A 24326-nucleotide genomic window follows, 5' to 3' on the forward strand; every position below is an offset into this window, starting at 1 on the left:
AAAATTGTAGCTTCGAATCGCCAAAGCACCTCATCAGCCCCGCCAACAAAGGGGCCGAAGCACTTGGCACAGTCCCTGCTCTACCCCTCGGCAAGCGCACACAACGCGCTCTGACCAATAGGTAATGCAGATGATTGACTGGCATATCGTGTGTGATTTCGACGGGACCATCACCCGCACCGACGTGATCGACAGCATTCTCGAACGCTTCGCCGACCCGAGTTGGGAAGTGATCGAAAACCAGTGGCTGGCCGGTGAAATCGGTTCCCGTGAATGCCTCAGCCGCCAGCTCTCGCTGGTCAAGGCCACGCCCGGCCAATTGCTGGAATTCTTCGACAGCATCGAGATCGATCCGGATTTCCCCGACTTCGTCGACCACGCCATCGGCCTGGGCGCATCGTTCGAAGTGGTCAGCGACGGCATCGAACAAGGCATCGCGCGGATTCTTTCGCGCAACTACGTGACCCTGCTACCGATCCTCGCCAACCGCCTGCGACAGCTGGATCACGAAAGCTGGCGCATCGACTTTCCGTATTCCAGCGATGCCTGCCGCGCGGCCTCCGGCAACTGCAAATGCAAATCCACGCCCGGCAACAAACGGGTGCTGGTGATCGGCGACGGCCAGTCCGACATGTGCGTGTCGTCCACCGCCGACTTCGTCTTCGCCAAGGGTCGCCTCGCCGAATACTGCGAACGCAACGCGATCCCTTACGCCCGCTTCGACAGCTTCGCTGAACTGCCGGCGCTGCTGGCCCTGCTGCCAAAGGCCAGCGCCGCCAATGCCACCTCTTTCAACACAGAAACCCAGGAACTCTTCCACCATGTCTGATATTCGAATTGCTACTGCGGAAGACCAGATTCTTCTGGAAAAAGAAGCCAAGTACTGCTCCTACGGCGACACCGTCCACTACATCGAACCGCCGCGCATTTTCAGCCGCTGCGAAGGCTCCTACGTCTGGGACACCGAAGACCAGGCCTACCTCGACCTGCAAATGTGGTACTCGGCGGTCAACTTCGGTTACGCCAACCCGCGCCTGAACAATGCGCTGAAACAGCAGATCGACACCCTGCCGCAGATCGCCAGCCAATACCTGCACAAAGGCAAGATCGAGCTTTCGGAAATGATCGCCGTGGACGCCAAGAAGAAGTTCGGCCTCGACGGTCGCGTGCACTTCAACGTCGGCGGTTCGCAGTCCATCGAGGACTCGCTGAAAGTCGTGCGCAACGCCAGCAACGGCAAGAGCCTGATGTTCGCCTTCGAGGGCGGTTACCACGGTCGCACCCTCGGCGCCTCGTCGATCACTTCCAGCTACCGCTATCGCCGCCGCTACGGCCACTTCGGCGAGCGCGCCAATTTCATCCCGTTCCCGTACCACTTCCGTGGCCCGAAAGGCATGACCAAGGAAGAGTACGGCAGCCACTGCGTGCAGCAGTTCGCCCGTCTGTTCGAAACTGAATACAACGGCGTCTGGGACCCGAAAGTCGGCCAGAGCGAATACGCAGCGTTCTACGTCGAGCCGATCCAGGGCACCGGCGGCTACGTGATTCCACCGATGAACTTCTACAGCGAACTCAAGCATGTGCTGGACCAGCACGGCATCCTGATGGTGGTCGACGAAATCCAGATGGGCTTCTATCGCACCGGCAAGCTGTGGTCGATCGAACACTTCGACGTCAAACCGGACGTGATCGTCTTCGGCAAGGCACTGACCAACGGCCTCAACCCGCTGGGCGGCATCTGGGCCAAGGAAGAACTGATCAACCCGAAAGTCTTCCCGCCAGGTTCGACCCACTCTACCTTCGCCTCCAACCCGCTGGGCACCGCCGTGGGCCTGGAAATGTTCAAGATGACCAGCGAAGTCGACTACGGCGCGATGGTCATGGCCAAGGGCAAATACTTCCTTGAAGGCCTGCAGGATCTGCAGAAGCGCTACCCGATCATCGGCGACGTCGATGGCCTGGGCCTGGCCCTGCGCTGCGAAATCTGCGGCCCGGACGGTTTCACCCCGGACAAGGCCACCCTGGACTTCATGGTCGAGGAAGGCATGAAGGGCGACATCGAGATCGACGGCCGCAAACTGGGCCTGATCCTCGACGTGGGCGGTTACTACAAGAACGTGATCACCCTCGCGCCATCGCTGGAAATCAGCTACCCGGAAATCGACCTGGGCATCGCCCTGCTCGACCGTCTGCTGGCCCGGGCGATGAAACGATGAACGCGGCCGGGATCGATCTGGGCGAAGGCGACGCCGGTTTCGTTCTCGGCACAGGGGAGGTCGCGGTGTTGTTGATCCACGGCCTCACCGGCACCCCGACGGAGTTGCGTCGGGTCGCCGTGGGACTGGCCAAGGCCGGTTGCACGGTGTACGTGCCGACCCTGGCCGGGCACTGTGGCGGCAATGCCGACTTGCAGGCCACCGGCTGGCGCGACTGGTACGAAGGTGTGCGCAAGACGTTCGTCGGCATCCGTCGCCAGCACAGCAAAGTGTTTGTCGGCGGCCTGTCGATGGGGGCGGTGATGTCGATGTACGTGGCGTCCGAGCATCCGGGCCAGGTGGCCGGGTTGCTGATGTATTCCACGACCCTGAAGTACGACGGCTGGAGCATCCACAAACTGGCGTTCCTGACGCCGTTGCTGATGAAAATCCCGTTCGGTGTACACATCTGCAAGTTCGAAGAAAAACCACCCTACGGCATCAAGAATGAACGCCTGCGGGCCATCGTCGAACGGCAGATGAAAGAAGGCCACAGCAGTGAGGCCGGCCTGCTGACCATGGAGGGCGTGACCGTGCGCGAATTGCACCGGATGAACGCCGTGGTGCGCAAACGCATGCCTTCCATCACGGTGCCGGCACTGGTGCTGCACTCCATCGAGGACGACATCACCAGCCGCTGGAACGCCGACTACGTGGAACGCAAGCTCGGTGGCGAAGTGGTGAAGATCCTGCTGGACGACTGCTATCACATGATCACGGTCGACCTGCAGTACCGACGCGTCGTGGAACTGAGTGTGCAATTCATCCAAAACCACCGCACCGACCTGCCGCTCACCGCTCCCTCCCTGCCAACCGAGGAATACCGGCAGCGGGCGTGAGTCGACTGCAAAACGACATGCCTTGCCGGTTAAGGAAACGACGTGATCACGGCCCAAGCCTTTTCAACCATCGAAGCGATTGATCGCGACGCGTGGAATGCCTGCTTTCCCGAGGAGCTCGAAGACTGGGCCTATTATCGCGCCGTTGAACAGGCCGGCATCGACGGCTTCCAGTGGCGCTACCTGGCGCTGTTTGAAGACAACCACCTGATTGCGGCGGTCGTGGCTTTCACGACCGCCTATTCGCTCGACACCACCCTGCAGGGCACCGGCAAACGCTTGAGCCAATGGCTGCGCAGTTGCTGGCCGGGGCTGTTCGACATTCGCCTGTACGCCCTCGGTTCGCCAGTGGCGGAGCAGTGCCACGTAGGCACCCTCCCGTCTATCGATCCGTCCCGCTTGCCGTCGTTGTTCTCACGTCTGCTGAATCTGGCCCGTGAAGATGCGAACCAGGCCGGGGTCGGTCTGCTGGCCGTCAAGGATGCTTCCCACCGCAATCCGCAATGGCTCCAGGCCTGCCGCGAGGCCGGGTTGCAAAGCATGCCGGGGTTGCCCGGTGCCGAACTGCCGATCACCTTCGGTTCGGTCGACGCCTACCTCGGCACCCTGGGCAAATCCACCCGCAAGGACTTGCGCCGGACCCTGCGTGGCGCAGGACCGCGAATCGAATGGCGGCGCTCGGTCGACGACCTGCTGCCGACCATGATGCGGCTCTACGAAGCGACCCTGGCCCGCAGCGACCTGACGTTCGAGTGTCTGCCGGCTGCGTATTTTCGCCAGGTGCTGGAACACCTCGACGAGCGTGCCGCCTGCGTTTTGTACTGGGTCGATGACGAGCTGGTGGCGTTCAACCTGGTGCTGCTGGACGATCAACGGCTGGTGGACAAGTTCTTCGCCCACGATCTGGCCCGGACCCGCGAGCACAAACTGTACATGCGCAGCTGGCTGGCCAATGTCGGCTACTGTATTGAACATCGCATCCCGATCTACGCGTGCGGCCAGGCCGGTTATGCCAGTAAGCTGCGCCTGGGTTGCTCGTTCGTCGGCAACACCGTGTTTTTCCGCCACCGCCATCCCGTGCTCAATCAACTGCTGCGGCTGGTGAAGTTATTCATCCGCCCGGATCGTACCGACCCGGCCATGGCGACTGCGATAAGCGAACAACAATAAGCGAGCATGATGATCAACGACCGACGCGCCACCGCCCGACCCTTCGCCCTCTCCGGCTGGAGCCTGCAACGCAAACTGGTGCTGGCGTTCTGGCTGGTCAGCGTGATCCCGACCATGATCGCCGCGGAACTGGCGGCCACCACCCTGTCGCAGATTTTCGACAGCAACGTGCGGATCTGGCTGCAGGAATCGACCAAGATCGTCGAGGACGAGATTCGCGAGATCGTGCGCGACAACGCCCGCGTCGCGCAGTTGTTCCTGCGCTACACCCGCCCGCCCACGGACCGACAGTCGTCCAGACGCGACAAGCTTACCGCTGACATCGCTGACTCCATGGGCATCGACGTGGTCGCCCTGGTGCGCAACAGCGATCACAAAGTGGTATTCAGCACTGCCGCCGATGACATCGTGCGGCAAATCAGCACCGCGCCCAAAGCCGTGCTGCAGACTCTGCAGGTCGGCGGCGTGGCGACCGGCGCCGTGGTTTCAACCTTCGAAAGCGATCAGGACGGCACCGACTACAAACTGATTGTCGTGACCTACCTCGATAACAGTTTCCTCACCAGCGTCGCCGACGTGCACTCTCTGGATCTGCGCCTGTACCTGGCCAAGGGCGCCGACTTCTCGGAAATTTTTTCCACTCAGCGTTTTGAAGATCACCCGGCGATCGTGCCTGCAAAAATCGAGGACCAACTGCGCAGCACCAAGTTGCCGATCGAGCAGTCGACCAACCGCTACAGCGGCATCTACCGACCGATTCTCAACGAAAACGGTGAACTGCAAGGCGTGGTCTTCAGCGGTCTGCTGCGCCACACGACACTGGTCGGGCTGGTGAACCAGAGCAACCTGTTCATCCTGATCTTCATCCTCAGCTCGGCGGCTTCGCTCGCGGTGGGCTGGCTGGTATCCCAGCGTCTGACCATGCCCCTGCGCGGCCTGGCCAAAGGCGTGCAAGCGGTGATCGCCGGCGACTACCGTCAGCGCCTGCCCGTCACCGGCGGCGATGAACTGGCGGAACTGAGCAGCACCTTCAACCACATGAGCGAACGCCTCGGCGAGTTGCAGCATCTGGAATCGCAACTGCGCCGCCGCGACCGCTTGCACGCATTGGGCGAAGTCGCGATGGGCCTGGCCCACGAAATCCGCAACCCGCTGGGCATCATCAAGACCGCCACGCAACTGCTGCACCGACGCGCCGACCTGCCGGAGACCGACAAGCGTCATCTGGAGTACGTGGTCAGTGAAGTCAGCCGCATCAACGACCTGATCACCGAATTTCTCGACTTCGCCAAACCCAGCGCACCGCTGCGTTCGACCCAGCTGGCGCGGCCGCTGGTGGATGAGCTGGTGGGCTTCTGCGCTCCGGAACTGGCCAGCCACAATATCGATGTGCGGATCGACGACCGCGCCCCTGCCGCCACCCTGTATGCCGATGCGCGGCAACTCAAGCAGGCCGGCCTGAACCTGATCGTCAACGCCATCGACGCCATGCCCGACGGCGGTCGCCTGACCCTGGGCATCCACAGCGATAAGCACAATACGGTCATCAGCGTCAGCGACACGGGCCAGGGCATCGAAGCCGATATGCTCGAACGGATCTTCACGCCGTTCGTCACCACCAAGGCCTCCGGCACCGGGCTCGGCCTGGCCAAGGTGTACTCGATCATGGAAAGCCATGACGGGCGCATCGAATGTGTCAGCGAAAAAGATGCCGGGGCCACGTTCAGCCTGTACATTCCGGCCAACGGTGAAGATTTCGACGAGGACAGCGATGACGCATAACGTACTGGTGGTCGACGACGAGCCCAAGCTCTGCGACCTGCTGGCATCGGCCTTGAGTCAGAACGACATTGTGGTGTTCACCGCCGGCAACGGCCTGCACGCGCTCAAGGTGTTGGAAGCCGAAGACATCGATCTGGTGATCAGCGACTGGCGCATGCCCGGTATGGACGGCCCGCAACTGCTGGCGGAAATCAAGAACCGTTTCCCGCAGTTGCCGGTGATCGTCATGACCGCCTACAGCACGGTGAAAAACGCCGTGCAGTCGATGCGCAACGGCGCCTTCGACTACATCGCCAAACCTTTCGACATCGATGAGCTGGACATCACCGTCAGCAAGGCCCTGCAATTTCGCGACATCCTCAAAGACAACCAGCGCATGCGCGCCGAACTCGACGAGCACCAGCAGATCGACAGCCTGGTCGGCGACAGCCCGAGCTTTCGCCGGGTACTGAGCGCAATCGACTCGGTGCGCGAAAGCAACGCGACTATCCTGCTGACCGGCGAAAGCGGCACCGGCAAGGAAATGGTCGCCCGGGCCATCCACAAACATGGCAATCGCGCCGACAAACCGTTTGTCGCGGTCAACTGTGCGGCAATCCCGGAAGGGTTGCTGGAAAGTGAAATGTTCGGCCACCGCAAAGGCGCGTTCACCGGTGCGGTGGCGGACCGGGTCGGGCGTTTCCAGCAGGCAGACAAGGGCACGCTGTTTCTCGATGAAATCGGCGAGATGCCTTTGGCGCTGCAAGCGAAAATCCTCCGTGCCTTGCAGGAACGCATCATCGAACCGGTGGGCGATCCGCGCGAGCGTAAGGTCGATGTGCGGGTCATCGCCGCGACCAACAAGAATCTGCTGGACGCGGTGGCCAACAAGGAGTTTCGCGAAGACCTGTATTACCGCCTCAACGTGTTCCCGATTCCGTTGCCGGCCCTGCGTGAGCGGGTCGAAGACATCGCGCCGCTGGCCCGGCATTTCGCCCATACCCTGGGCGCTGCGGCGGGCAAACGCTTTAGCGGTTTCAGTGCCGAAGCGTTGCAGGCGATGGCCCGCTACTCATGGCCGGGCAATATTCGCGAACTGCAGAACTGCGTCGAACGCGCGACCATCGTGGCGTCCGGCGCAGAGATTGAAGAGCAGGACTTGCCGGCCTATCTGTTTGCCTCACAGCCGACCGAACCCGGTGCCCTGGTCGCCGAAGGCAGCGTGCCGGCCGACCTGGAAGCGGCACTGGCCGAGGTGGAAAAAGCCTACATCCTCGCTGCGCTGGCGCAGAGCAACGGCGTGCAGGCTGCGGCAGCGCAGTTGATCGGGATTTCCGAACGCAGCTTCTGGTATCGCCTGAAGAAACTGGGGATTCACGTGGACAAGATCGTCCGGTAGTCAGCGTTCCCGGACAATGCCCGGGAACCCTCGCCGCATCAGTTCACCGTGCCGCCCTTCGCCTCGCTCATGATTTGCCGGATCGCCCCGACAAAGGTGTCGACCGGCTGCCCGCCGCTGACCGCGTATTGCCCGTTGAACACCACGGTCGGCACCGAGCTGACGCCGCGCGACAGCCACAATTGCTCTTCCTTGCGCACGTCGCTGGCGAATTCGTCAGAGGCCAGAATCGCCTCGGCACGCTGTCGGTCGAGGCCGACGCTTTCGGCAATCTGCGCCAGTTGCCCGTGATCGGACGGGTTGCCGCCATCAGTGAAATACGCCTTGAACAACGCTTCTTTCAACGGCAACTGCAAGCCCTCCTCCCCGGCCCAGTACAGCAACCGATGAGCATCGAAGGTGTTGTAGATGCGGCTGTTCGAATCAGTGCGAAAACTGAAACCGACGTCGGCCCCACGGGAGCGGATCACTTCACGATTCTTCTGTGACTGCTCCGGGGTCGATCCGTATTTTTCCTGGATATGCTCACCGATGTTCTGCCCGTCCGGCCCCATCTTCGGGTTCAGCTCGAACGGCTGGAAACGGATCTCGGCCTGCACCTCGTTGCGCAGAATCTCCAGCGCCCGCAGCAGGCCGTACAGACCGACGACGCACCACGGGCAGGAAACGTCGCTGACAAAATCGATTTTAAGGGCAGAACTCATGACTCACCTCGCGCGTTCAATCGTGGCCAAAGACCTGCACGATACACCCGCTAGAGCAGATTGCGCTCGGCCACCGGTTCGATCTGCGCCCAGTGCGACGTGTCTTCACGGTGTTGCTGCAAATACGGCAACACCGCCGCCAGCAACGGCGCCTTGAACGCCTCCTGGAAGCGATGCGCCAAGCCCGGAATCAGCTTCAACTGGCTGCCGCGAATGTGCGCCGCCAGATGCACGCCATGCATCACCGGCAGCAATGGGTCGGCCGTGCCGTGCACCACCAGCGTCGGCACCCGCAATTGATTGAGCAATGCCACGCGGCTCGGCTCGGCAAGGATCGCCATGATCTGACGCTTCACGCCTTCGGGGTTGAACGCCCGGTCATAGGACACCGCCGCCTGATGCAACAGCATCTGACGATCATCGGTGACCGTCGGGCTGCCCAGCGCGGCCAGCAGATCGGCCTGTTGCTCCAGCGCCACTTCGCGGTTGGGTGCTCCGCGTCGCGACAGCAACTGCACCAGCGCCGCGCTCGGTGCTGGCAGGCCTTCAGCGCCAGAGCTGGTCATGATCAGCGTCAGGCTCTCGACCCGTTGCGGCGCCATGGCCGCCAGGTGCTGGGCAATCATCCCGCCCATGCTCGCGCCCAGCACGTGGAATTGCTCGACGTGCAACGCGTCCATCAAACCCAGCGCATCGTCGGCCATGTCGGTCAGGCTGTAAGGCGCCGCCACCGGCAGGCCGAGTTTGTAGCGCAGCACTTCAAACGTCAGATTGGCTTCGGCCGGCGCCTGGCGCCAGGTCGACAGGCCGACATCGCGGTTGTCATAACGAATCACCCGAAATCCCTGCTGACACAGCGCGATCACCACTTCGTCAGGCCAGTGGATCAACTGCCCGCCCAGCCCCATCACCAGCAACAACGCCGGATCCGACGCACGGCCGATGCTCTGGTACGCCAGGCTTACCTGCTCCAGATCGACCCGTTCGGTCGGTACATTGACATCACAACGCGACGCCGCAGAAGACGCCGGAACGAAAAAAACCGCGGCCAACAACGCCGCGATTGCAAAAATTCCCTTGAACATGAAAAACACCGAAACGCAGAACCCCAGTAGAGCGCGAGTCTGATGAAGTTTGTTCAAGCGCGCTGCCACAGTTCGATGACAGTTTGATGAAGAGTGCCGAGCGGTCGAATCTGCGGGAGCGAAAAGACTCGCTCCCGCGGGGTTATGGGTTACGCCAACTGACTGCGCAGTTGCCGCGCTGCCGCGACCATGTTGATCAGTGCCGCTTCAGTCTCAGGCCACGCGCGGGTCTTGAGGCCGCAATCGGGGTTGACCCACAGACGCTCTGCCGGAATTCGTTTCACAGCCTTGCTCATCAATTTGACCATCTCGGCGGTGTCCGGTACGCGCGGCGAGTGGATGTCGTAGACGCCCGGGCCGATGTCGTTCGGGTAGTCGAACGCTTCGAAGGCTTCGAGCAATTCCATGTCCGAGCGCGAGGTTTCGATGGTGATGACGTCAGCGTCCATGTCGGCGATGGCCTTGATCACGTCGTTGAATTCGCTGTAGCACATGTGGGTGTGGATCTGGGTTTCATCCTTCACACCCGAGGCCGTCAGGCGGAATGCTTCCACGGCCCAGTCGAGGTATTCCTGCCATTGCGCACGGCGCAGCGGCAGGCCTTCGCGGAACGCAGCCTCGTCGATCTGTACGATCTTGATCCCGGCATTTTCCAGATCGACCACTTCGTCACGCAGGGCCAGCGCCAGTTGCTGTGCCTGGACTTTACGCGACACGTCTTCACGCGGGAACGACCACATCAGCATGGTCACCGGGCCGGTCAGCATGCCTTTCATGACCTTGTCGGTCAGGCCCTGGGCGTAGGTGATCCAGTCGACGGTCATGGCTTTCGGACGGCTCAGGTCGCCATAAATCACCGCCGGTTTCACGCAGCGGGAACCGTAGCTCTGGACCCAGCCGAACCGGGTGAACAGGTAGCCGTCGAGCTGCTCGGCGAAGTACTCGACCATGTCGTTGCGCTCGGCTTCACCGTGCACCAGCACATCCAGGCCCAGACGCTCCTGGACTTGCACCGCGTGGCGGATTTCGCTGTGCATGGCGTCGGTGTAATCGTTGGCCGATAGCTTGCCCTGCTTGAACGCCTGACGGGCCAGACGGATCGAACCGGTCTGCGGGAAGGAACCGATGGTGGTGGTCGGGAACGTCGGCAACTTCAAGCGCGCCTGTTGCGCGGCGATGCGTTTGGCGAACGGCGAATGGCGTTGGCTGTCGCTGGCGCCGATCGCGTTGATCCGCTCCTGCACGGCGGCCTTGTGAATGCGTGGCGAGCGGGCGCGGCTTTCTTGGATGGCGCGGCTTTCGGCCAGTGCGCTTTGCACTTTCGGCGCTTGCGGATCGTTCAGGGCATCACGCAAAACCGAGATTTCGCTGCACTTCTGCACGGCGAATGCCAGCCAGCTTTTCAGTTCCGGATCGAGCTTGTCTTCGCGCTCGACATCCACCGGACTGTGCAGCAGCGAGCAGGAACTGCTGACCCACAGGTTGTCGCCAAAGCGCTCTTGGGCCGGTTGTAGTTGCGCCAGCGCCTGCTCCAGTTCGCAGCGCCAGACATTGCGACCGTTGACCAGGCCCACTGAAAGAATCTTGTAGGTTGGCAGGCGATCCAGCACCTGGCCGAGCTGATCCGGCGCACGCACCGCGTCGATGTGCAGGCCTTGCACCGGCAGGCCGACGGCGAGGCCGAGGTTGTCTTGCAGACCGCTGAAATAGGTCGCCACCAGTTTCTTCAACGGCGAGTACTGAAGGATGTGATAGGCGCGTTCGAGGGCGCTTTTCCACGCCTGCGGCAGGTCGAGGGTGAGAATCGGCTCATCGATCTGCACCCACTCCACGCCCTGCGCGGCGAGGCGACCGAGGATTTCGTTGTAGACCGGCAGCAGGCGCTCGAGCAGGTCGAGCTTGTCGAAATCGTTGCCTTTCGCCTTGCCCAGCCACAGATAAGTCAACGGGCCGATGATCACCGGTTTGACGTTGTGACCGAGGGCTTTGGCTTCTTCGACTTCATCGAACAGTTGTTCCCAGCTCAGCTTGAACGACTGGTCTGCGGTGAATTCCGGGACCAGGTAGTGGTAGTTGGTGTCGAACCACTTGGTCAGTTCTTGCGCATATTGGGTCTTGCCATGTTCGCCGCCACAGCAGGAAGTCGTGGCGCCACGGGCCATGGCGAAGAGTGTGTCGAGGGTCGGCAGGCCGCGTTCATCGCGCACGCCATCGAAGCGCTCGGGGATCACACCGAAGGTCAGCGAATGGGTCAGCACCTGGTCGTACCAGGCAAAGTCGCCGACCGGCAGCAGATCGATGCCGGCATCTTTCTGCAGTTGCCAGTGTTTGGCGCGCAGCTCACGGCCGACCTGATTCAAAGCGGCCTGATCAAGATCGCCTTTCCAGTAGGCTTCGAGGGCTTTTTTCAGTTCGCGGTCGGCGCCGATGCGCGGGAAACCAAGGGTGTGGGCCACGGCCATGTCGAATGTTCTCCATTGCGTAAAAGATGGCGCCATTGTCGACAGCCAGGGCAACATGAGACAAACTCAACCTTTTCGTGTTGATCACAAATTTTCCTCATGGAGCCTGCGGTGCTTGAGATCCGTCACCTGAAAACCCTGCACGCCCTGCGCGAAGCCGACAGCCTGGTCGATGCAGCCGACCGCCTGCACCTGACCCAGTCGGCGCTGTCCCACCAGTTCAAGGAACTGGAAGAACGCATGGGCATGCCGTTGTTCGTGCGCAAGACCAAACCGGTGCGTTTCACCAGCGCCGGCCTGCGCCTGCTGCAACTGGCGGACGCGACCCTGCCGCTGCTGCGCGGTGCCGAACGTGATATCGCGCGCCTGGCCGGTGGCACCGCCGGGCGTCTGCACATGGCGATCGAATGCCACAGCTGCTTCCAGTGGCTGATGCCGACCATCGACCAGTTCCGCGATGCGTGGCCGGAAGTCGAACTCGACCTGGCCTCGGGGTTCTCCTTCGCCCCGCTGCCGGCGTTGGCCCGGGGTGACCTGGATCTGGTGGTGACCTCCGACCCGCTGGAAATCGCCGGCATCACCTACGTGCCGCTGTTCACCTACGAAGCGATGCTCGCGGTCGCCAACCAGCATGCTCTGGCGAGCAAACCGTACATCGTCCCCGAAGACCTGCTGACGGAAACCCTGATCACTTATCCGGTTGAACGCGATCGGCTGGACATCTTCACCCGCTTCCTCGAACCGGCCGACATCGAACCTGCGCAGGTGCGCACGTCAGAGCTGACGGTGATGATGATGCAACTGGTGGCCAGTGGTCGTGGCGTGTGCGGCATGCCGCACTGGGCGCTGCATGAATACAGCTCGCGGGGTTACGTGAAAGCCAAGCGGCTGGGTGAAAAAGGTCTGTTTGCAACGTTGTACGCGGCGATCCGCGCCGACATGCTCGATGCGCCGTACATGCGCGATTTCCTGTTGACGGCCAAGGACACGTCGTTCTCGACGCTGGATGGGGTCAGCGCGGTTCGTTGAGGCTGGCGGATGGCACGAATGGCGCGCACCACATGTGGATCTTGTCGAAGTAGTCCTCGCCGACCCGCACCGCCATCGGCTCCAGGCCGAATTGGACGAAGCCGCAGCGCTGGTACAGCTGGAACGCTGCCTCGTTGCCAGCGGTGACGGTCAATTGAATGACTTTCAGCTCCGGATGTTGCTGCGCTTCACCCAGCACCGCCTCCATCAGTTTCAGGCCCAGCCCGCGCTGACGAAACTCGGCCGACACATACATGCCGAAGACCGTTGCCTTGTGCCGGGCCTTTTCCCGAGGCTCGAACGCCAGGCCGACAATGCCCGCCAACCGGCCTTCTTCGAACGCGCCAAACACCGCGTCGAGCTTGCTGGTCAGGCGCGACTCCCACCAACTCAAGGGCATCGCCGCGCGCTCGCGTACGCTGGAGGTGAAGGCCTGCGGATGCCGGTCATACGCTTCCAGCATCAATTCGCGATAGGCCAGCGCATGACTGGCGTCCAGCCGTTCGATCCACATGTTCAAGCCGACCGGCGTTGTTCAAGCATCAGCCGTACGGCCAGACCGCCCAGCACAAAACCCATGAAGTAACGCTGCGCCGCCAGCCACGTCGGATTGCTGACGAACCACGAAGCGATGCCCGCCGCGAACAGCGCGATCAACAGGTTGACGCAGAAACTGACGCTGATCTGGGTCAGGCCGAGAATGATGCTTTGAGTGAACACCGAGCCGTGTTCAGGCGAAATGAACTGCGGAAATACCGAAAGGTAGAACACCGCGATTTTCGGGTTCAGGGCGCTGGTGAGAAAGCCCATGGTGATCAGTTTGCGCGAGGAGTCCGCCGGCAACTGCTGCGCCTCGAACGGCGAATGCGCGCCGGGCTTCACCGCTTGCCAGGCCAGCCATAGCAGGTACAGCGCGCCGGCCCATTTCAACACTTCATAAGCCATCGGCACCGCGAGAAACACCGCGGTCAAACCGGCCGCCGCCGCGAACAGATGCACGAAGAACCCCGCCACCACACCAAGCAGCGAGGTCACCCCGGCCTTGCGACCCTGGCAGATCGAACGGGAGATCAGGTAGATCATGTTCGGTCCCGGCGTCAGTACCATCAGCAGTGCAGCGGCAGCAAAAATCAGCAGGTCTTGAAGCGGGATCATGACGAAGTCCTTTGTACGAATGATCAGGCGATCGCAGTCAGCGAGGCTCGATAAAACGGCAGGATCAGGTCGCGTGTCAATGGGGCGAGAACCACATCGCCGTCGGTGGCCGGGTCGATCCAGATCACCTCTTCGATCTCGGCGGCCGGGGAGACTTCGGCGTCGATGGTCAGTTGAAAGATCTCGGCCTGCACGACAAACCCCGGCTCGTTGGCGGCCGGTGCCGAGAACTGGCCGAGAAAAGTCGCCTGCGCCGTATCGATCACCAGTCCCAGTTCTTCCTCCAGCTCACGGGCCAGCGCATACACCGGCAGCTCATGGGCCTCGATCTTGCCGCCGGGCTGCATGAACGCGGTGGTATCGCGCTTGCGCACCAGCAGGGTCTGGCCGTCGGGGTTGAGCAGCAGCGCGGCGGCAATACGAATGATGCGGGGGGAAACAGCGGATACAGAGGTCATGGGGCAGCCACCGGCCTTGAGAAAAACCGCAAGGATCCCATGCCGGCTGCGCCAGCGTCACCTCATAAGGTCTCAAGACTGGGCCAGAAGCGCCGCCTCGCCCTCCTCCGGCACTTTCACGAACACCTTGTATTTGCCACCTTCCATGGCTTCGAAACTGATCAGTTTGTCCACCAGCAGTGCACTCAGCACCTTTCCGGCATTGAGCAGCAACATGCCGTTGTCGGCATTGAGGTTGCGCGCCAGCATCATCCCCGCCGCCAGTTCCCGGGTGCCCAGCACCTTGACGCTCGGATCGGTCAGGGTGATGTCGCTGACCATCGCGCACACCTTGATGAAATCCTCGATCAGCTCGGGATCATAGAGTTTGCCCGCGTACTGACGCAGGTACAGCAACGCTTCATCGCTATTCATTTGCCGCTCGAGAATCAACCCGCGCTGCAATTCGACAAAATCCACCGCCAGTTTCAACAGCCGCGAGCCCAGGGGAATCGCCTCACCCTTGAGCCGGTCGGGAAACCCGCTGCCGTCCCAATGCTCCTGATGGTGCAGGATCAGCCGCGCGGCATCCTTCATCGGGTCCAGGGTCATCAGCAGCGACTCACTCTGCTTCGGATAACCCCGATAGCGGTCGCGTTCGGTGCTGTGCAGCAGGTCCGAGGGGGTGGTCATCATGCTGTCGGTCCAGCTCAGCTTGCCGATGTTGTAGAGCGCGGCAGCCATGGTCAGGTCACGGCTGGCGGCTTCGTCCAGACGATGCACCTTGCAGTAGCCGCGCACCAGTTCAATGATCTGCCGGTTGGTCTGCTTGGCTGGCGGCAGGCGCAGGTTGGCGAGCAACGAGAACACTTCGGTGCCGGTCACATAACTGTGCTTGAGCTCCTCGTAGGCCAGGTCGAGCATGTCGGCGGTCTGTTGCAGCTCGGCGGTACGGGCGCTGACGTGTTTTTCCAGGGTGCTGTTGAGCAACTTCAACTGATCGTTCTGCACCCGGGTCAGTTGCTCCAGGCGCTCGCGCTCCCGGGCCAGATGTTGATGTTCCAGCGCCTGGCGCAGGATCAGGAGCATCTCTTCGTCGTTCCAGGGTTTGCTGATATAGCGGTCGATCTGCCCTTCGTTGATGGCCTTGATGATCGCCGAAGGGTCGGCATACCCCGTCAACATGATCCGCGTGGTCGCCGGATACAGCTGGTGAACGTTGGCCAGCAAGGTGGCGCCGTCCATGTTGGGCATCCGCGCGTCACTCATCACCAGATCGACCGGGCGTTGCGCCATCATTTCCAGTGCCTGGGTACCGCTGGTGGCGAGCAACACGTCATAGGGCTGGCCACGCAGCAGACGGCGCAGGCTGTTGAGGATCGACTCCTCGTCATCGACCAGCAACACGGTGGGCCGGTGGGTCAAAGTCGGGGCGGATTGCTCTTCCATGGCGAGGCCTCACGGGAAACGGTGGACATGACAGGCGTCTCGGCAGACCTCCTCGCTTGCCCGCGCCTCAGTGACAGGCTAGATGATTTTTTCGCGCAGACCGCACAAATCATCGGGTAAGGCGAAGTGCCGAAGGGGCAACTATGCTCAAGTCGCTGGACGACACCATCGGCCTGCGCGCAGGCGTGTGATGAGGGGAAAAGGATGCTCCCGATGACGAACGTGCGTGAACTTGCGGGTATTGCGCCATGAGTGCGCAACCCGGAAAAATCAATCGTCGCGTACTGATCGTCGACGATACGGCGTCGATTCACGGCGATTTCGAGAAAATCCTCAAACCCGCCACGATTGAAGACGACAGCCTGGACGAAACCGAAAGCCTGCTGTTCGGCACCCCGTCCACCGCGTCTGCCACGCAGAAAGAACACTTCGAGCTGGATTCGGCCTTTCAGGGACGCGAAGCCCTGGACAAGGTCGAGGCCGCCCTGGCCGCTGGTCGTCCTTACGCCATGGCCTTCATCGACATGCGCATGCCACCGGGCTGGGACGGCCTGGAAACCATCGAACGGCTCTGGCAGGTCGATCCCAAGCTGCAAGTGGCCCTGTGCACCGCCTACTCCGACTACTCCTGGGAAGACATTGACGAGCGGTTGCCGCTGAACGATCGCCTGCTGATCCTGAAAAAGCCCTTCGATGCGATCGAAATCCGCCAGATGGCCAGCGCCCTGACCGTCAAATGGCAAATGACCGAAGACGCCGCGCTGAAGATGAACCTGCTGGAACAAGCCGTGCAGGACCGCACGCGGGAGCTGTCCGACGCCAACATCATCGTGCAGAACAGCCCGACCATCCTTTACCGGTTGCGCGGCGAGCCATCGTTTCCGCTGATGTACATCTCCCACAACATCACCCGCTACGGGCATGTCGCGGCCGATCTGGTGGGGGCGGCCAACTGGGCGCAGGTGCTGATTCACCCGGACGATCAGGCCAATGTCGATGCCGCCATGGCGCGAGTGCTGGACCGGCATGCCCTGGGCGCCTCGATCGAGTTTCGCCTGCGCACCGGCCAGGGCACCTGGCGCTGGGTGGAGAACCGCTACATCCCGGTGCGCGACCACGACGGCCGGTTGCTGGAGGTCGAAGGGATCATTCTCGACATCACCGAACGCCGGATAGCCGAGGAAAAAATGGCCCAGCTGGCCCGTACGGACGGCCTCACCGGGCTGGCCAATCGCGCCACGCTGATCGAACGCCTGCATCAAGCCTTCGCCGCCGCACGTCGGGGGGCGGCGCCATTCGCGGTGTTTTATCTGGATCTGGACCACTTCAAGCGAATCAACGACACCCTCGGTCATCCGGTCGGCGACCTGCTGTTGCAGCAAGTAGCGCAACGGATCAAGACCGGGGTGCGGGAAAACGACGTGGTGGCGCGCCTGGGCGGCGATGAATTCGCGATCCTGCAACTGGACGTCAGCGAACCGACCCGATCCGCCGCCATGGCCACCAAGATCCTTGAGGCTCTGCAGGCACCCTATCAACTGGCCGGCAACGCCGTGCGCATTTCGGCCAGCATCGGCATCAGCAGCTACAGTCCTGCCAGCTTCGATGCCGACAGCCTGTTGGGACAGGCCGACATGGCGCTGTACCGCGCCAAGGAATCCGGACGCAATCAGTATCACTTCCACTCCGAAGAAATCACCCGGGAGGTGGCCGAGCGCATGGTCCTTGCCGAGGAGTTGACGACGGCCCTCACCCAGGGAGGGCTGAAGCTCGATTACATGCCGGAAGTGGACCTGCACAGCGGCAAGATTCTCGGCATGGCCGCGCAGGTCAGTTGGCAACATCCCAGGCTTGGCCTGCTGCCCGCGTCGGCCTTCGTACCGGCGGCGGAAAAGACCGGCGCAATCATTCCACTCGGCCGCTGGATCCTCGATCACGCCTGCTGGCAGATGCGTCAGTGGCAAAACGAGGGAGTGGCGCCACCGGTGATGGCGATCAAGATTTCCCTGGCACAGCTCAAGTCCGGTCCCGAACTGATCTACGACGTGTTGCGCACCACGGCCCGCTGGGAGCTGGCGCCATGGGATCTGCGTTTCGATGTCACCGAAGCCACACTGGCCCAGACCCAATGGACACACAACGATGCGTTACCGCGCCTGCGCGAGTTGGGTGTGACCATCGCCATCGATGATTTCGGCACCGAATACTCATCGTTCGATTACCTGAAAACCTACCGGGTCAATCACCTCAAACTCGCCCAGTCCCTGATCGACAACGCGGCTCAGGATGAAGACGGCGCCAACCGGCTGCGGGCGATCGTCAATTTCGCCCGGGATCTGGCGATCGACATCAGCGCTGAAGGCGTCACGCCTGAGGATCAGGGCAGTGCCCTCGCACCCTGCGCACCGTTGAAAAACGTGCAGGGCTTCAGCTTGAGCGAAGCGGTCAGCCCTGAACAGGCAGCCCGACTGCTGAAGGACTGGAGTGCGGCCGCCCCGCTGCCCAAGGAGGATGAAGGATGAAAACGCCTTTTCCCCAGACCAACCGGCGCATTCTGATCGTCGACGATACGCCGGCGATCCATGCCGATTTCCGCAAGATCCTCGCCCCCGAGAGCGGTGGCGAAGCGGATCTGAGTGGTCTTGAACAAACGCTGTTCGGTACCCGTCAGTCGCCGCACCTGACCTTCCAGCTCGACTCCGCCTACCAGGGCCAGGAAGCACTGAAACTGGTCCGACAAGCGCTGGACGAAGGCCATCCCTATGCCCTCGCCTTCACCGATATGCGGATGCCGCCCGGCTGGGACGGTCTGGAAACCATTGAAAAACTGTGGGAGATCGATCCGAACCTGCAAATCGCGCTGTGCACCGCCTATTCCGACTACAGCTGGGAAGCCATGGCCGAACGCCTGGAGTTCGGCGATCAGTTGCTGATCCTGAAAAAACCGTTCGACACCCTGGAAATCCGTCAGATGGCCAATGCCCTGACCTGGAAATGGCAGTTGGCCCAGGACGCGGCGCTGAAAATGCTCAGCCTCGAGCAAACCATCGAGGCGCGCGTGCACGAGTTGCTCAAGGTCTCGCACCTGTTGCAATACGACAGCCTCACGGGCCTGCCCAATAGCACGTTGCTCGGCGACCGTCTGACCCAGTCACTGGCCGCTTGCCGGCGCCATGACAAACAACTGGTGGTGATGTTTCTCGGCCTGGATCGCTTCAAGCGCATCAACAATGCCCTGGGCCATCCGGCGGGCGACGAAATGCTCAAACGGGTCGGCCAGCAACTGTTGGCTTGTGTACGCGAATCGGACTCGGTCTTTCGCTATGGCTCCGACGAGTTCGTGGTGATGCTCAGCGACATCAACCACCCGCAGCAGACGCGCAGCATCGCCGAAAAACTGCTGGCGGCCATCCGTGAGCCACAGACGATTGTCGGTCACGACGTCAGTGTCACCGCCAGCGTGGGCATCAGTATTTATCCGGACGACGGGCTCGAAGCCATCGACCTGATCAAAAAAGCCGAAACGGCCATGCGCAGCGCCAAGGAAATCGGCCCGAACGAGATCGGTTTCTTCATCGAGGCCATGAACCAGCGTGCCCGGGAACAGCAAGGCATCGAATCGGGCATTCGCCAGGCCCTGCAACGGCACGAATTCGTCCTGCACTACCAGCCGAAAATCGATCTGGGCAGCGGCCGGGTGGTGGGCGCCGAGGCACTGGTACGCTGGCAAAAACCGGGACATGGCTGGGTGTATCCATCGGAGTTCATCCCCGTGGCCGAAGACAGCGGCCTGATCGTGCCTCTGAGCAAATGGGTGCTGGGCGAAGCTTGTCGTCAGACGCGAGACTGGCAAAAAGCCGGGTTGCCGCCGATCCGCATGTCGGTCAACACCTCGGCCATCGACTTTCGCCAGCGCCTCTTTGTCGAGGGCATCGAACAGGTGCTGGAGGAGACCGGGCTGGATCCCGTCCTGCTGGAACTGGAGATCACCGAGGGCGTGCTGATGCAGAACGTCGACGCGACCATGAGCGCGTTGAACCGCTTGAAAGCGCTGGGGGTCAAGCTGGCCATCGATGATTTCGGGACCGGGTATTCCAGCCTGAGTTACCTGCGGCGGTTCCCCATCGATGTGCTGAAAATCGATCAGTCGTTCATTCGCGGCCTGAGCCATGACAGCAGCGACGCCGCCCTGGTCGGCGCGATCATCAGCCTGGGCAAGAGCCTGAACCTGAACGTCATCGCCGAAGGGGTGGAGACCGCGCAACAGTTGGCTTTTCTCAGGTCCCACCACTGCGAGGAAGGCCAGGGCTACTACTTCAGCAAGGCCCTGCCGGCGGACGCCTTCGCCCGTCTGCTGGTTACCGGGTTGCCGGGGCCGTGGAGCGCATCATGAACACGCCGCCGAGGTACCCGTCCCGCAGCGTTCTGTTCCTGCTGCTGTTCGTTCCCTGCGCCAATACCGTTGCCGCGCCGCTGGACGAGCCGCTGAAACCCTTGCCCGAGATTCCGAAACAGGACCCGAAACGCGTCGAACTGGGTCGCCGGCTGTTCCACGATCCACGGCTATCGGTCAACAACACCCTGTCCTGCGCCAGTTGTCATCAACTGGACAAGAACGGGGCCGACAGCCGCGCCTTTTCCCCGGGCTTCGATGGACAACCGGTAGCGGTCAACACGCCGACCGTGCTCAACGCCAGCCTCAATTTCCGCCAGTTCTGGGACGGTCGCGTCGAAACGCTGGAAGAGCAGACCAATGTCGTCATCACCAGCCCCCACGAAATGGGCAGCGACTGGAACACCGTCGTGCAACGGATCGCCGACGACCCCGACTATCGCCAGTCATTCAGCGCCGCCTACCCGGACGCCGTGACGAGAACCAATATCCAGAATGCCCTGACGAGCTACGAACGCACGCTGCTGACCCCCGACTCTCGTTTCGATCAGTATCTATCGGGCAACACGGACATCCTGACCCTGGATGAAAAGTACGGCTATCAGCGTTTCAAGGACTACGGCTGCATCGCCTGCCATCAGGGGGTGAACATCGGCGGCAACATGTTCCAGAAATTCGGGGTGTTCGGCGACTACATCGCCGATCGCGGCAACCCGACGCAGGCCGACCAAGGGCGGTTCAACGTGACCGGCGACGAAGACGATCGCGCCGTGTTCAAGGTGCCGAGCCTGCGCAACGTCGCGCTGACCGCGCCGTACTTCCATGATGGCTCGGCGCCCACCCTCGAGCGGGCCGTGGACGTGATGTTCCAGTATCAGTTGGGCCGCATGCCGAGCGAGGAAGACAAGGCGCTGATCATCGAGTTTCTCAAGACTCTGACCGGGCACTGGGAGGACAATCCATGATGAAGATGTCACGCCGGGTCAGCCTGATATTGCTCGGGCTCGTCGCCGTGCTGCTGGCCTCGACCCTGATTTTTCTGTACCTCAAGTCCAGCTCCGAGCAGACCACGACCTACACCGAATCCCGGGATCTGATCCGCCAGATCAAGCAACAGGACGCCCTGTGGGAAAGTGAAATACTCAAGGCCCGGGTAGCGATCTCGCACAATTACGATCCGCTGGTTTCACCGATGAACGAGATGAACCGCCTGTGGGCACGCTTCGACACCATGGAGTCCGGACACGGGCGCAACGACTCCACGCAGTGGGATGAGGCCCACGAAGGGTTCCTGAAAGCCATGCAGGAAAAGACCCGCCTGGTCGAACAGTTCAAGTCGCACAACGCGTTGTTGCGCAACTCCTTGGCGTTTCTGCCGACCGCCGAGGATGACATTCAGGCGCAGCTGACCAATCTGTCCGACCTCGACAAGATTCAATTGCAGAACATCGTCACCGACACCTATGACCTGCTGCTCAGCGCACTGGAATTCGCCCAGGTCGCCTCCGACGACAAGGCGGCCGACATCGAGCTGGGTTTGAACAAACTGACGGTGAACGCGCAACGCTTGCCCCGGGACTTCCAGACGCCGATCAGGATCCTGAGCAATCACATCACCCTGATCCTGCGCGAGCAGCCGATCGTCAACCGACTGCTCGACCAGATCGAAGCCATTCCCGTGGCCGAGCGCCTGGACACCATCACCAACATGCTCGATCAGGATCAGCAACGGGTCGAAAAGATCGACCAGAAATACCACTTCTACCTGCTGCTGTTTTCCGTCCTGCTGATGTTGTCGCTGCTGTGGCTGGCCATCCGCCTGATCCGCAGCTTCGCCGAGATCAACCGAGTCAACGCGGCCCTGCAAACCGCCAACGATGTGCTGGAACAAAGGGTCGACGAACGTACCCGCGAGCTCAAGAACGTCCAGAGCGAATTGCTCGACGCCGCGCGCCAGGCCGGCATGGCCGAAATCGCGACCAACGTGTTGCACAACGTCGGCAACGTGCTCAACAGCGTGAACATTTCCTCCGACCTGATCTCGCGAAAACTGCGCAGCAGCAAGGCCCTGGGATTGGGCAAGGCGATGCAACTGATCAACGAACACCCCGACGACCTCGGGCCATTCCTGACCGAGGACGCCAAGGGCAAGTTGCTGCCCGGCTACCTCAACCAACTGGTAGGCGCCATCGCCCAGGAACAACAGGAAATGGCCGACGAACTGGCCCAGATGAACAAGAGCGTCGATCACATCAAGGACATCGTCGCCACCCAGCAATCCTATGCCGGGGCCAACAGCATGACCGAACCGCTGTACATCAACGAACTGCTCGAAGACGCCCTGCGCATGAATGCCGGTGCACTCACCCGACACCATGTCACGGTGGTCAAGGAATACGGCGACGTGCCTCAAGTGATGGGCGACAAACACCGTTTGCTGCTGATCCTGATCAACCTCATCAGCAACGCCAAGTACGCGATGTCTGACCTCAGCAACCGCCCGCGGACCATGACCCTGGGCGTGAAGATCGTCGACGAGAACTTTCTGGAAATCAGTGTCAGGGACGATGGCGAAGGCATCGCCCCGGAAAACATGACACGGATTTTTGCCCACGGTTTCACGACCCGCAAGGAAGGCCATGGCTTCGGCCTGCACAGCTGCGCCCTGGCGGCCATCGAGATGAACGGCCATCTCACCGCCCACAGTGACGGGCCGGGGCTGGGCGCCATGTTCACCCTGCAGATTCCGCTGATCACCGTAACGGAGAACGCATGAGCGAACTGTCGAACCGCCGCATTCTGCTGATCGACGACATGCCGTCAATCCACGAAGACTTTCGCAAGATCCTCGCCCCGACACAGGCGCAGTCAGCGGAACTGGACGAGATGGAAGCGGCCCTGTTCGGCGCACCTGCCAAGCCCCGGCGAGCAACGTTCGAACTGGACTCGGCCTATGGCGGTGAAGAAGGCCTGGCCAAACTCAACCTGGCCTTGCAGGAGCAGTGCCCGTACGCCCTGGCCTTTGTCGACATGCGCATGCCCGACGGTTGGGACGGGGCGAAAACCATCGAGCATCTCTGGCAACAGGATCCGCAATTGCAGGTGGTGGTGTGTACCGCTTATTCCGACTATTCCTGGGACGAACTGCTGGATCGCCTGCACGCCCACGACCGGTTGCTGATCCTGAAAAAGCCCTTCGACAACATTGAAGTCCAGCAGATGGCCAACACCCTGCTGACCAAATGGCAGATGACCGAGCGCGCATCGCTGCAAATGCATCACTTGGAACATCTGGTTGACCAGCGCACCGCCCAGTTCAAGCAGGCCAGCGAAGCCTTGCAGCGAGAGATCGACGAACGCAAGCAACTGGAAGGCCAGTTGGTGCAGTCGGAAAAACTCGCGTCGCTGGGGCAACTGGCGGCCGGGGTTGCCCATGAAATCAACAACCCGATCGGGTTCATTTCCTCCAACCTTGGCACGCTCGACGGTTACTTCCAGCAGTTGCTGGCCATGCTCGGCGCCTATCACGCCGCCGGGCAAACCCTGGCCGCCGAGCCCGCTGCGCAGTTGCAGCAACTGCGCGAACACCTCGAAGTGGATTTTCTGCTCGAAGACATTCCGGTGCTGATCCGCGAATCCAAGGAAGGCATCGGTCGGGTCGGGCAGATCGTCAAGGACCTCAAAGACTTCTCCCGGGTCGATACCCAGCAGCAATGGCAGTGGGCGAACCTGCAACAGGGCATCGACTCGACCCTGAACATCGTCGCCAGCGAACTCAAGTACAAGGCCGATGTGATCAAGGAGTATCAGGACCTTCCGGACATCGAATGCCTGCCCTCGCAGATCAATCAGGTCATCATGAACCTGGTGGTCAACGCGGCGCAGGCCATGGGTGCCGAACGCGGCACCATTACCCTGCGCACCGCTGTGCAGGGGGAGTCGGCGATCATCGAAGTGGCCGACAACGGCTCGGGCATCGCGCCCGAGACCCTGCAGAAAATCTTCGACCCGTTTTTCACGACCAAACCGGTCGGCCAGGGGACAGGGCTGGGGTTGTCCCTGTCCTATGGCATCGTGAAGAAACACGGCGGGGACATTTCCGTCAGCAGCACGCCGGGGACTGGCACAACGTTTCGTGTGCAACTGCCATTGCGCCAGACCCGGCCTGCGGCCTGATGTCAGGTCAGT

Annotated in this window: 19 protein-coding genes; 12 read left to right on the top strand and 7 right to left on the bottom strand. The window is 61.5% G+C overall.

From position 1 onward, the window contains the following. Positions 1-130 precede the first annotated feature (130 nt). The 6 genes from AC07VV_RS22360 to AC07VV_RS22385 are packed head-to-tail and all read left to right on the top strand — an operon-like array spanning position 131 to position 7424. A complete protein-coding gene (locus AC07VV_RS22360; RefSeq protein ID WP_495037496.1) occupies positions 131-829 on the top strand; it encodes an HAD-IB family phosphatase in 699 nt (232 codons plus the stop codon). Continuing rightward, on the top strand, positions 822-2216 hold the full coding sequence (locus AC07VV_RS22365; protein ID WP_096818493.1) for an aspartate aminotransferase family protein: 1395 nt from the start codon (positions 822-824) through the stop codon (positions 2214-2216). Before AC07VV_RS22360 ends, AC07VV_RS22365 begins: the two co-directional genes overlap by 8 nt. After that, positions 2213-3094 (top strand): alpha/beta hydrolase, encoded by an 882-nt coding sequence (locus AC07VV_RS22370; RefSeq protein ID WP_102620775.1) that lies wholly within the window; start codon positions 2213-2215, stop codon positions 3092-3094. The genes AC07VV_RS22365 and AC07VV_RS22370 overlap by 4 nt, the downstream gene beginning before the upstream one ends. A 42-nt stretch (positions 3095-3136) precedes the next feature. Then, positions 3137-4264 carry a GNAT family N-acetyltransferase gene (locus AC07VV_RS22375; protein WP_495037497.1) on the top strand — a complete coding sequence of 376 codons (1128 nt, stop codon included), beginning with the start codon at positions 3137-3139 and terminating at the stop codon, positions 4262-4264. Between the two features lie 9 nt (positions 4265-4273). Then, positions 4274-6046 (top strand): sensor histidine kinase, encoded by a 1773-nt coding sequence (locus AC07VV_RS22380; RefSeq protein ID WP_173861350.1) that lies wholly within the window; start codon positions 4274-4276, stop codon positions 6044-6046. Next, complete coding sequence (locus AC07VV_RS22385; protein WP_096818501.1) at positions 6036-7424, top strand: sigma-54-dependent transcriptional regulator; 1389 nt, start codon at positions 6036-6038, stop codon at positions 7422-7424. The genes AC07VV_RS22380 and AC07VV_RS22385 overlap by 11 nt, the downstream gene beginning before the upstream one ends. Positions 7425-7462: 38 nt before the next feature. Here AC07VV_RS22385 and AC07VV_RS22390 read toward each other — a convergent pair whose 3' ends face one another. From AC07VV_RS22390 to metE, 3 genes are all read right to left on the bottom strand, one after another. Next, on the bottom strand, positions 7463-8128 hold the full coding sequence (locus AC07VV_RS22390) for a DsbA family oxidoreductase (RefSeq protein ID WP_495037498.1): 666 nt from the start codon (positions 8126-8128) through the stop codon (positions 7463-7465). 50 nt (positions 8129-8178) lie between these two features. Next, positions 8179-9213: an alpha/beta fold hydrolase gene (locus tag AC07VV_RS22395; protein ID WP_495037499.1), complete on the bottom strand. Its 1035-nt coding sequence runs from the start codon at positions 9211-9213 to the stop codon at positions 8179-8181. A gap of 149 nt (positions 9214-9362) precedes the next feature. Then, positions 9363-11675, bottom strand: a complete 2313-nt coding sequence (metE, locus tag AC07VV_RS22400; protein WP_495037500.1) for a 5-methyltetrahydropteroyltriglutamate--homocysteine S-methyltransferase — start codon at positions 11673-11675, stop codon at positions 9363-9365. A gap of 111 nt (positions 11676-11786) precedes the next feature. Between metE and metR the strand changes: the two genes are divergently transcribed. Continuing rightward, positions 11787-12704: a transcriptional regulator MetR gene (metR, locus tag AC07VV_RS22405; protein WP_096818509.1), complete on the top strand. Its 918-nt coding sequence runs from the start codon at positions 11787-11789 to the stop codon at positions 12702-12704. Here metR and AC07VV_RS22410 read toward each other — a convergent pair. From AC07VV_RS22410 to nosR, 4 genes are all read right to left on the bottom strand, one after another. Next, positions 12688-13218: a GNAT family N-acetyltransferase gene (locus AC07VV_RS22410; protein ID WP_495037501.1), complete on the bottom strand. Its 531-nt coding sequence runs from the start codon at positions 13216-13218 to the stop codon at positions 12688-12690. The genes metR and AC07VV_RS22410 overlap by 17 nt on opposite strands. 2 nt (positions 13219-13220) lie before the next feature. Beyond that, positions 13221-13859, bottom strand: coding sequence for a LysE family translocator (locus AC07VV_RS22415; protein WP_495037502.1), 639 nt, complete (start codon positions 13857-13859; stop codon positions 13221-13223). A 23-nt stretch (positions 13860-13882) separates the two neighbouring features. Further along, on the bottom strand, positions 13883-14317 hold the full coding sequence (locus AC07VV_RS22420) for an NUDIX hydrolase (RefSeq protein ID WP_495037503.1): 435 nt from the start codon (positions 14315-14317) through the stop codon (positions 13883-13885). A 72-nt stretch (positions 14318-14389) separates the two neighbouring features. After that, entirely contained in the window at positions 14390-15745 is a 1356-nt protein-coding gene (nosR, locus tag AC07VV_RS22425) for a response regulator c-di-GMP phosphodiesterase, NosR family (protein WP_096818516.1), read from the bottom strand. Between the two features lie 248 nt (positions 15746-15993). Here nosR and AC07VV_RS22430 point away from each other — a divergent pair, with 248 nt between their 5' ends. Genes AC07VV_RS22430 through AC07VV_RS22450 form a run of 5 tightly spaced genes read left to right on the top strand, consistent with a single transcriptional unit; the run spans position 15994 to position 24314 of the window. Continuing rightward, on the top strand, positions 15994-18267 hold the full coding sequence (locus tag AC07VV_RS22430; RefSeq protein ID WP_495037504.1) for a GGDEF/EAL domain-containing response regulator: 2274 nt from the start codon (positions 15994-15996) through the stop codon (positions 18265-18267). Beyond that, on the top strand, positions 18264-20138 hold the full coding sequence (locus AC07VV_RS22435) for a putative bifunctional diguanylate cyclase/phosphodiesterase (protein ID WP_495037505.1): 1875 nt from the start codon (positions 18264-18266) through the stop codon (positions 20136-20138). The genes AC07VV_RS22430 and AC07VV_RS22435 overlap by 4 nt, the downstream gene beginning before the upstream one ends. Beyond that, the gene (locus AC07VV_RS22440) at positions 20135-21103 is read left to right on the top strand and encodes a cytochrome-c peroxidase (RefSeq protein ID WP_495037506.1); all 969 of its coding nucleotides are present in this window, start codon (positions 20135-20137) and stop codon (positions 21101-21103) included. The genes AC07VV_RS22435 and AC07VV_RS22440 overlap by 4 nt, the downstream gene beginning before the upstream one ends. Further along, positions 21100-22914 carry a DAHL domain-containing sensor histidine kinase gene (locus tag AC07VV_RS22445; RefSeq protein ID WP_495037507.1) on the top strand — a complete coding sequence of 605 codons (1815 nt, stop codon included), beginning with the start codon at positions 21100-21102 and terminating at the stop codon, positions 22912-22914. Before AC07VV_RS22440 ends, AC07VV_RS22445 begins: the two co-directional genes overlap by 4 nt. Continuing rightward, the gene (locus tag AC07VV_RS22450; RefSeq protein WP_495037508.1) at positions 22911-24314 is read left to right on the top strand and encodes an ATP-binding protein; all 1404 of its coding nucleotides are present in this window, start codon (positions 22911-22913) and stop codon (positions 24312-24314) included. The genes AC07VV_RS22445 and AC07VV_RS22450 overlap by 4 nt, the downstream gene beginning before the upstream one ends. Positions 24315-24326 lie beyond the last annotated feature (12 nt).

Source organism: Pseudomonas sp. GW821-FHT02C04 (assembly GCF_059421845.1).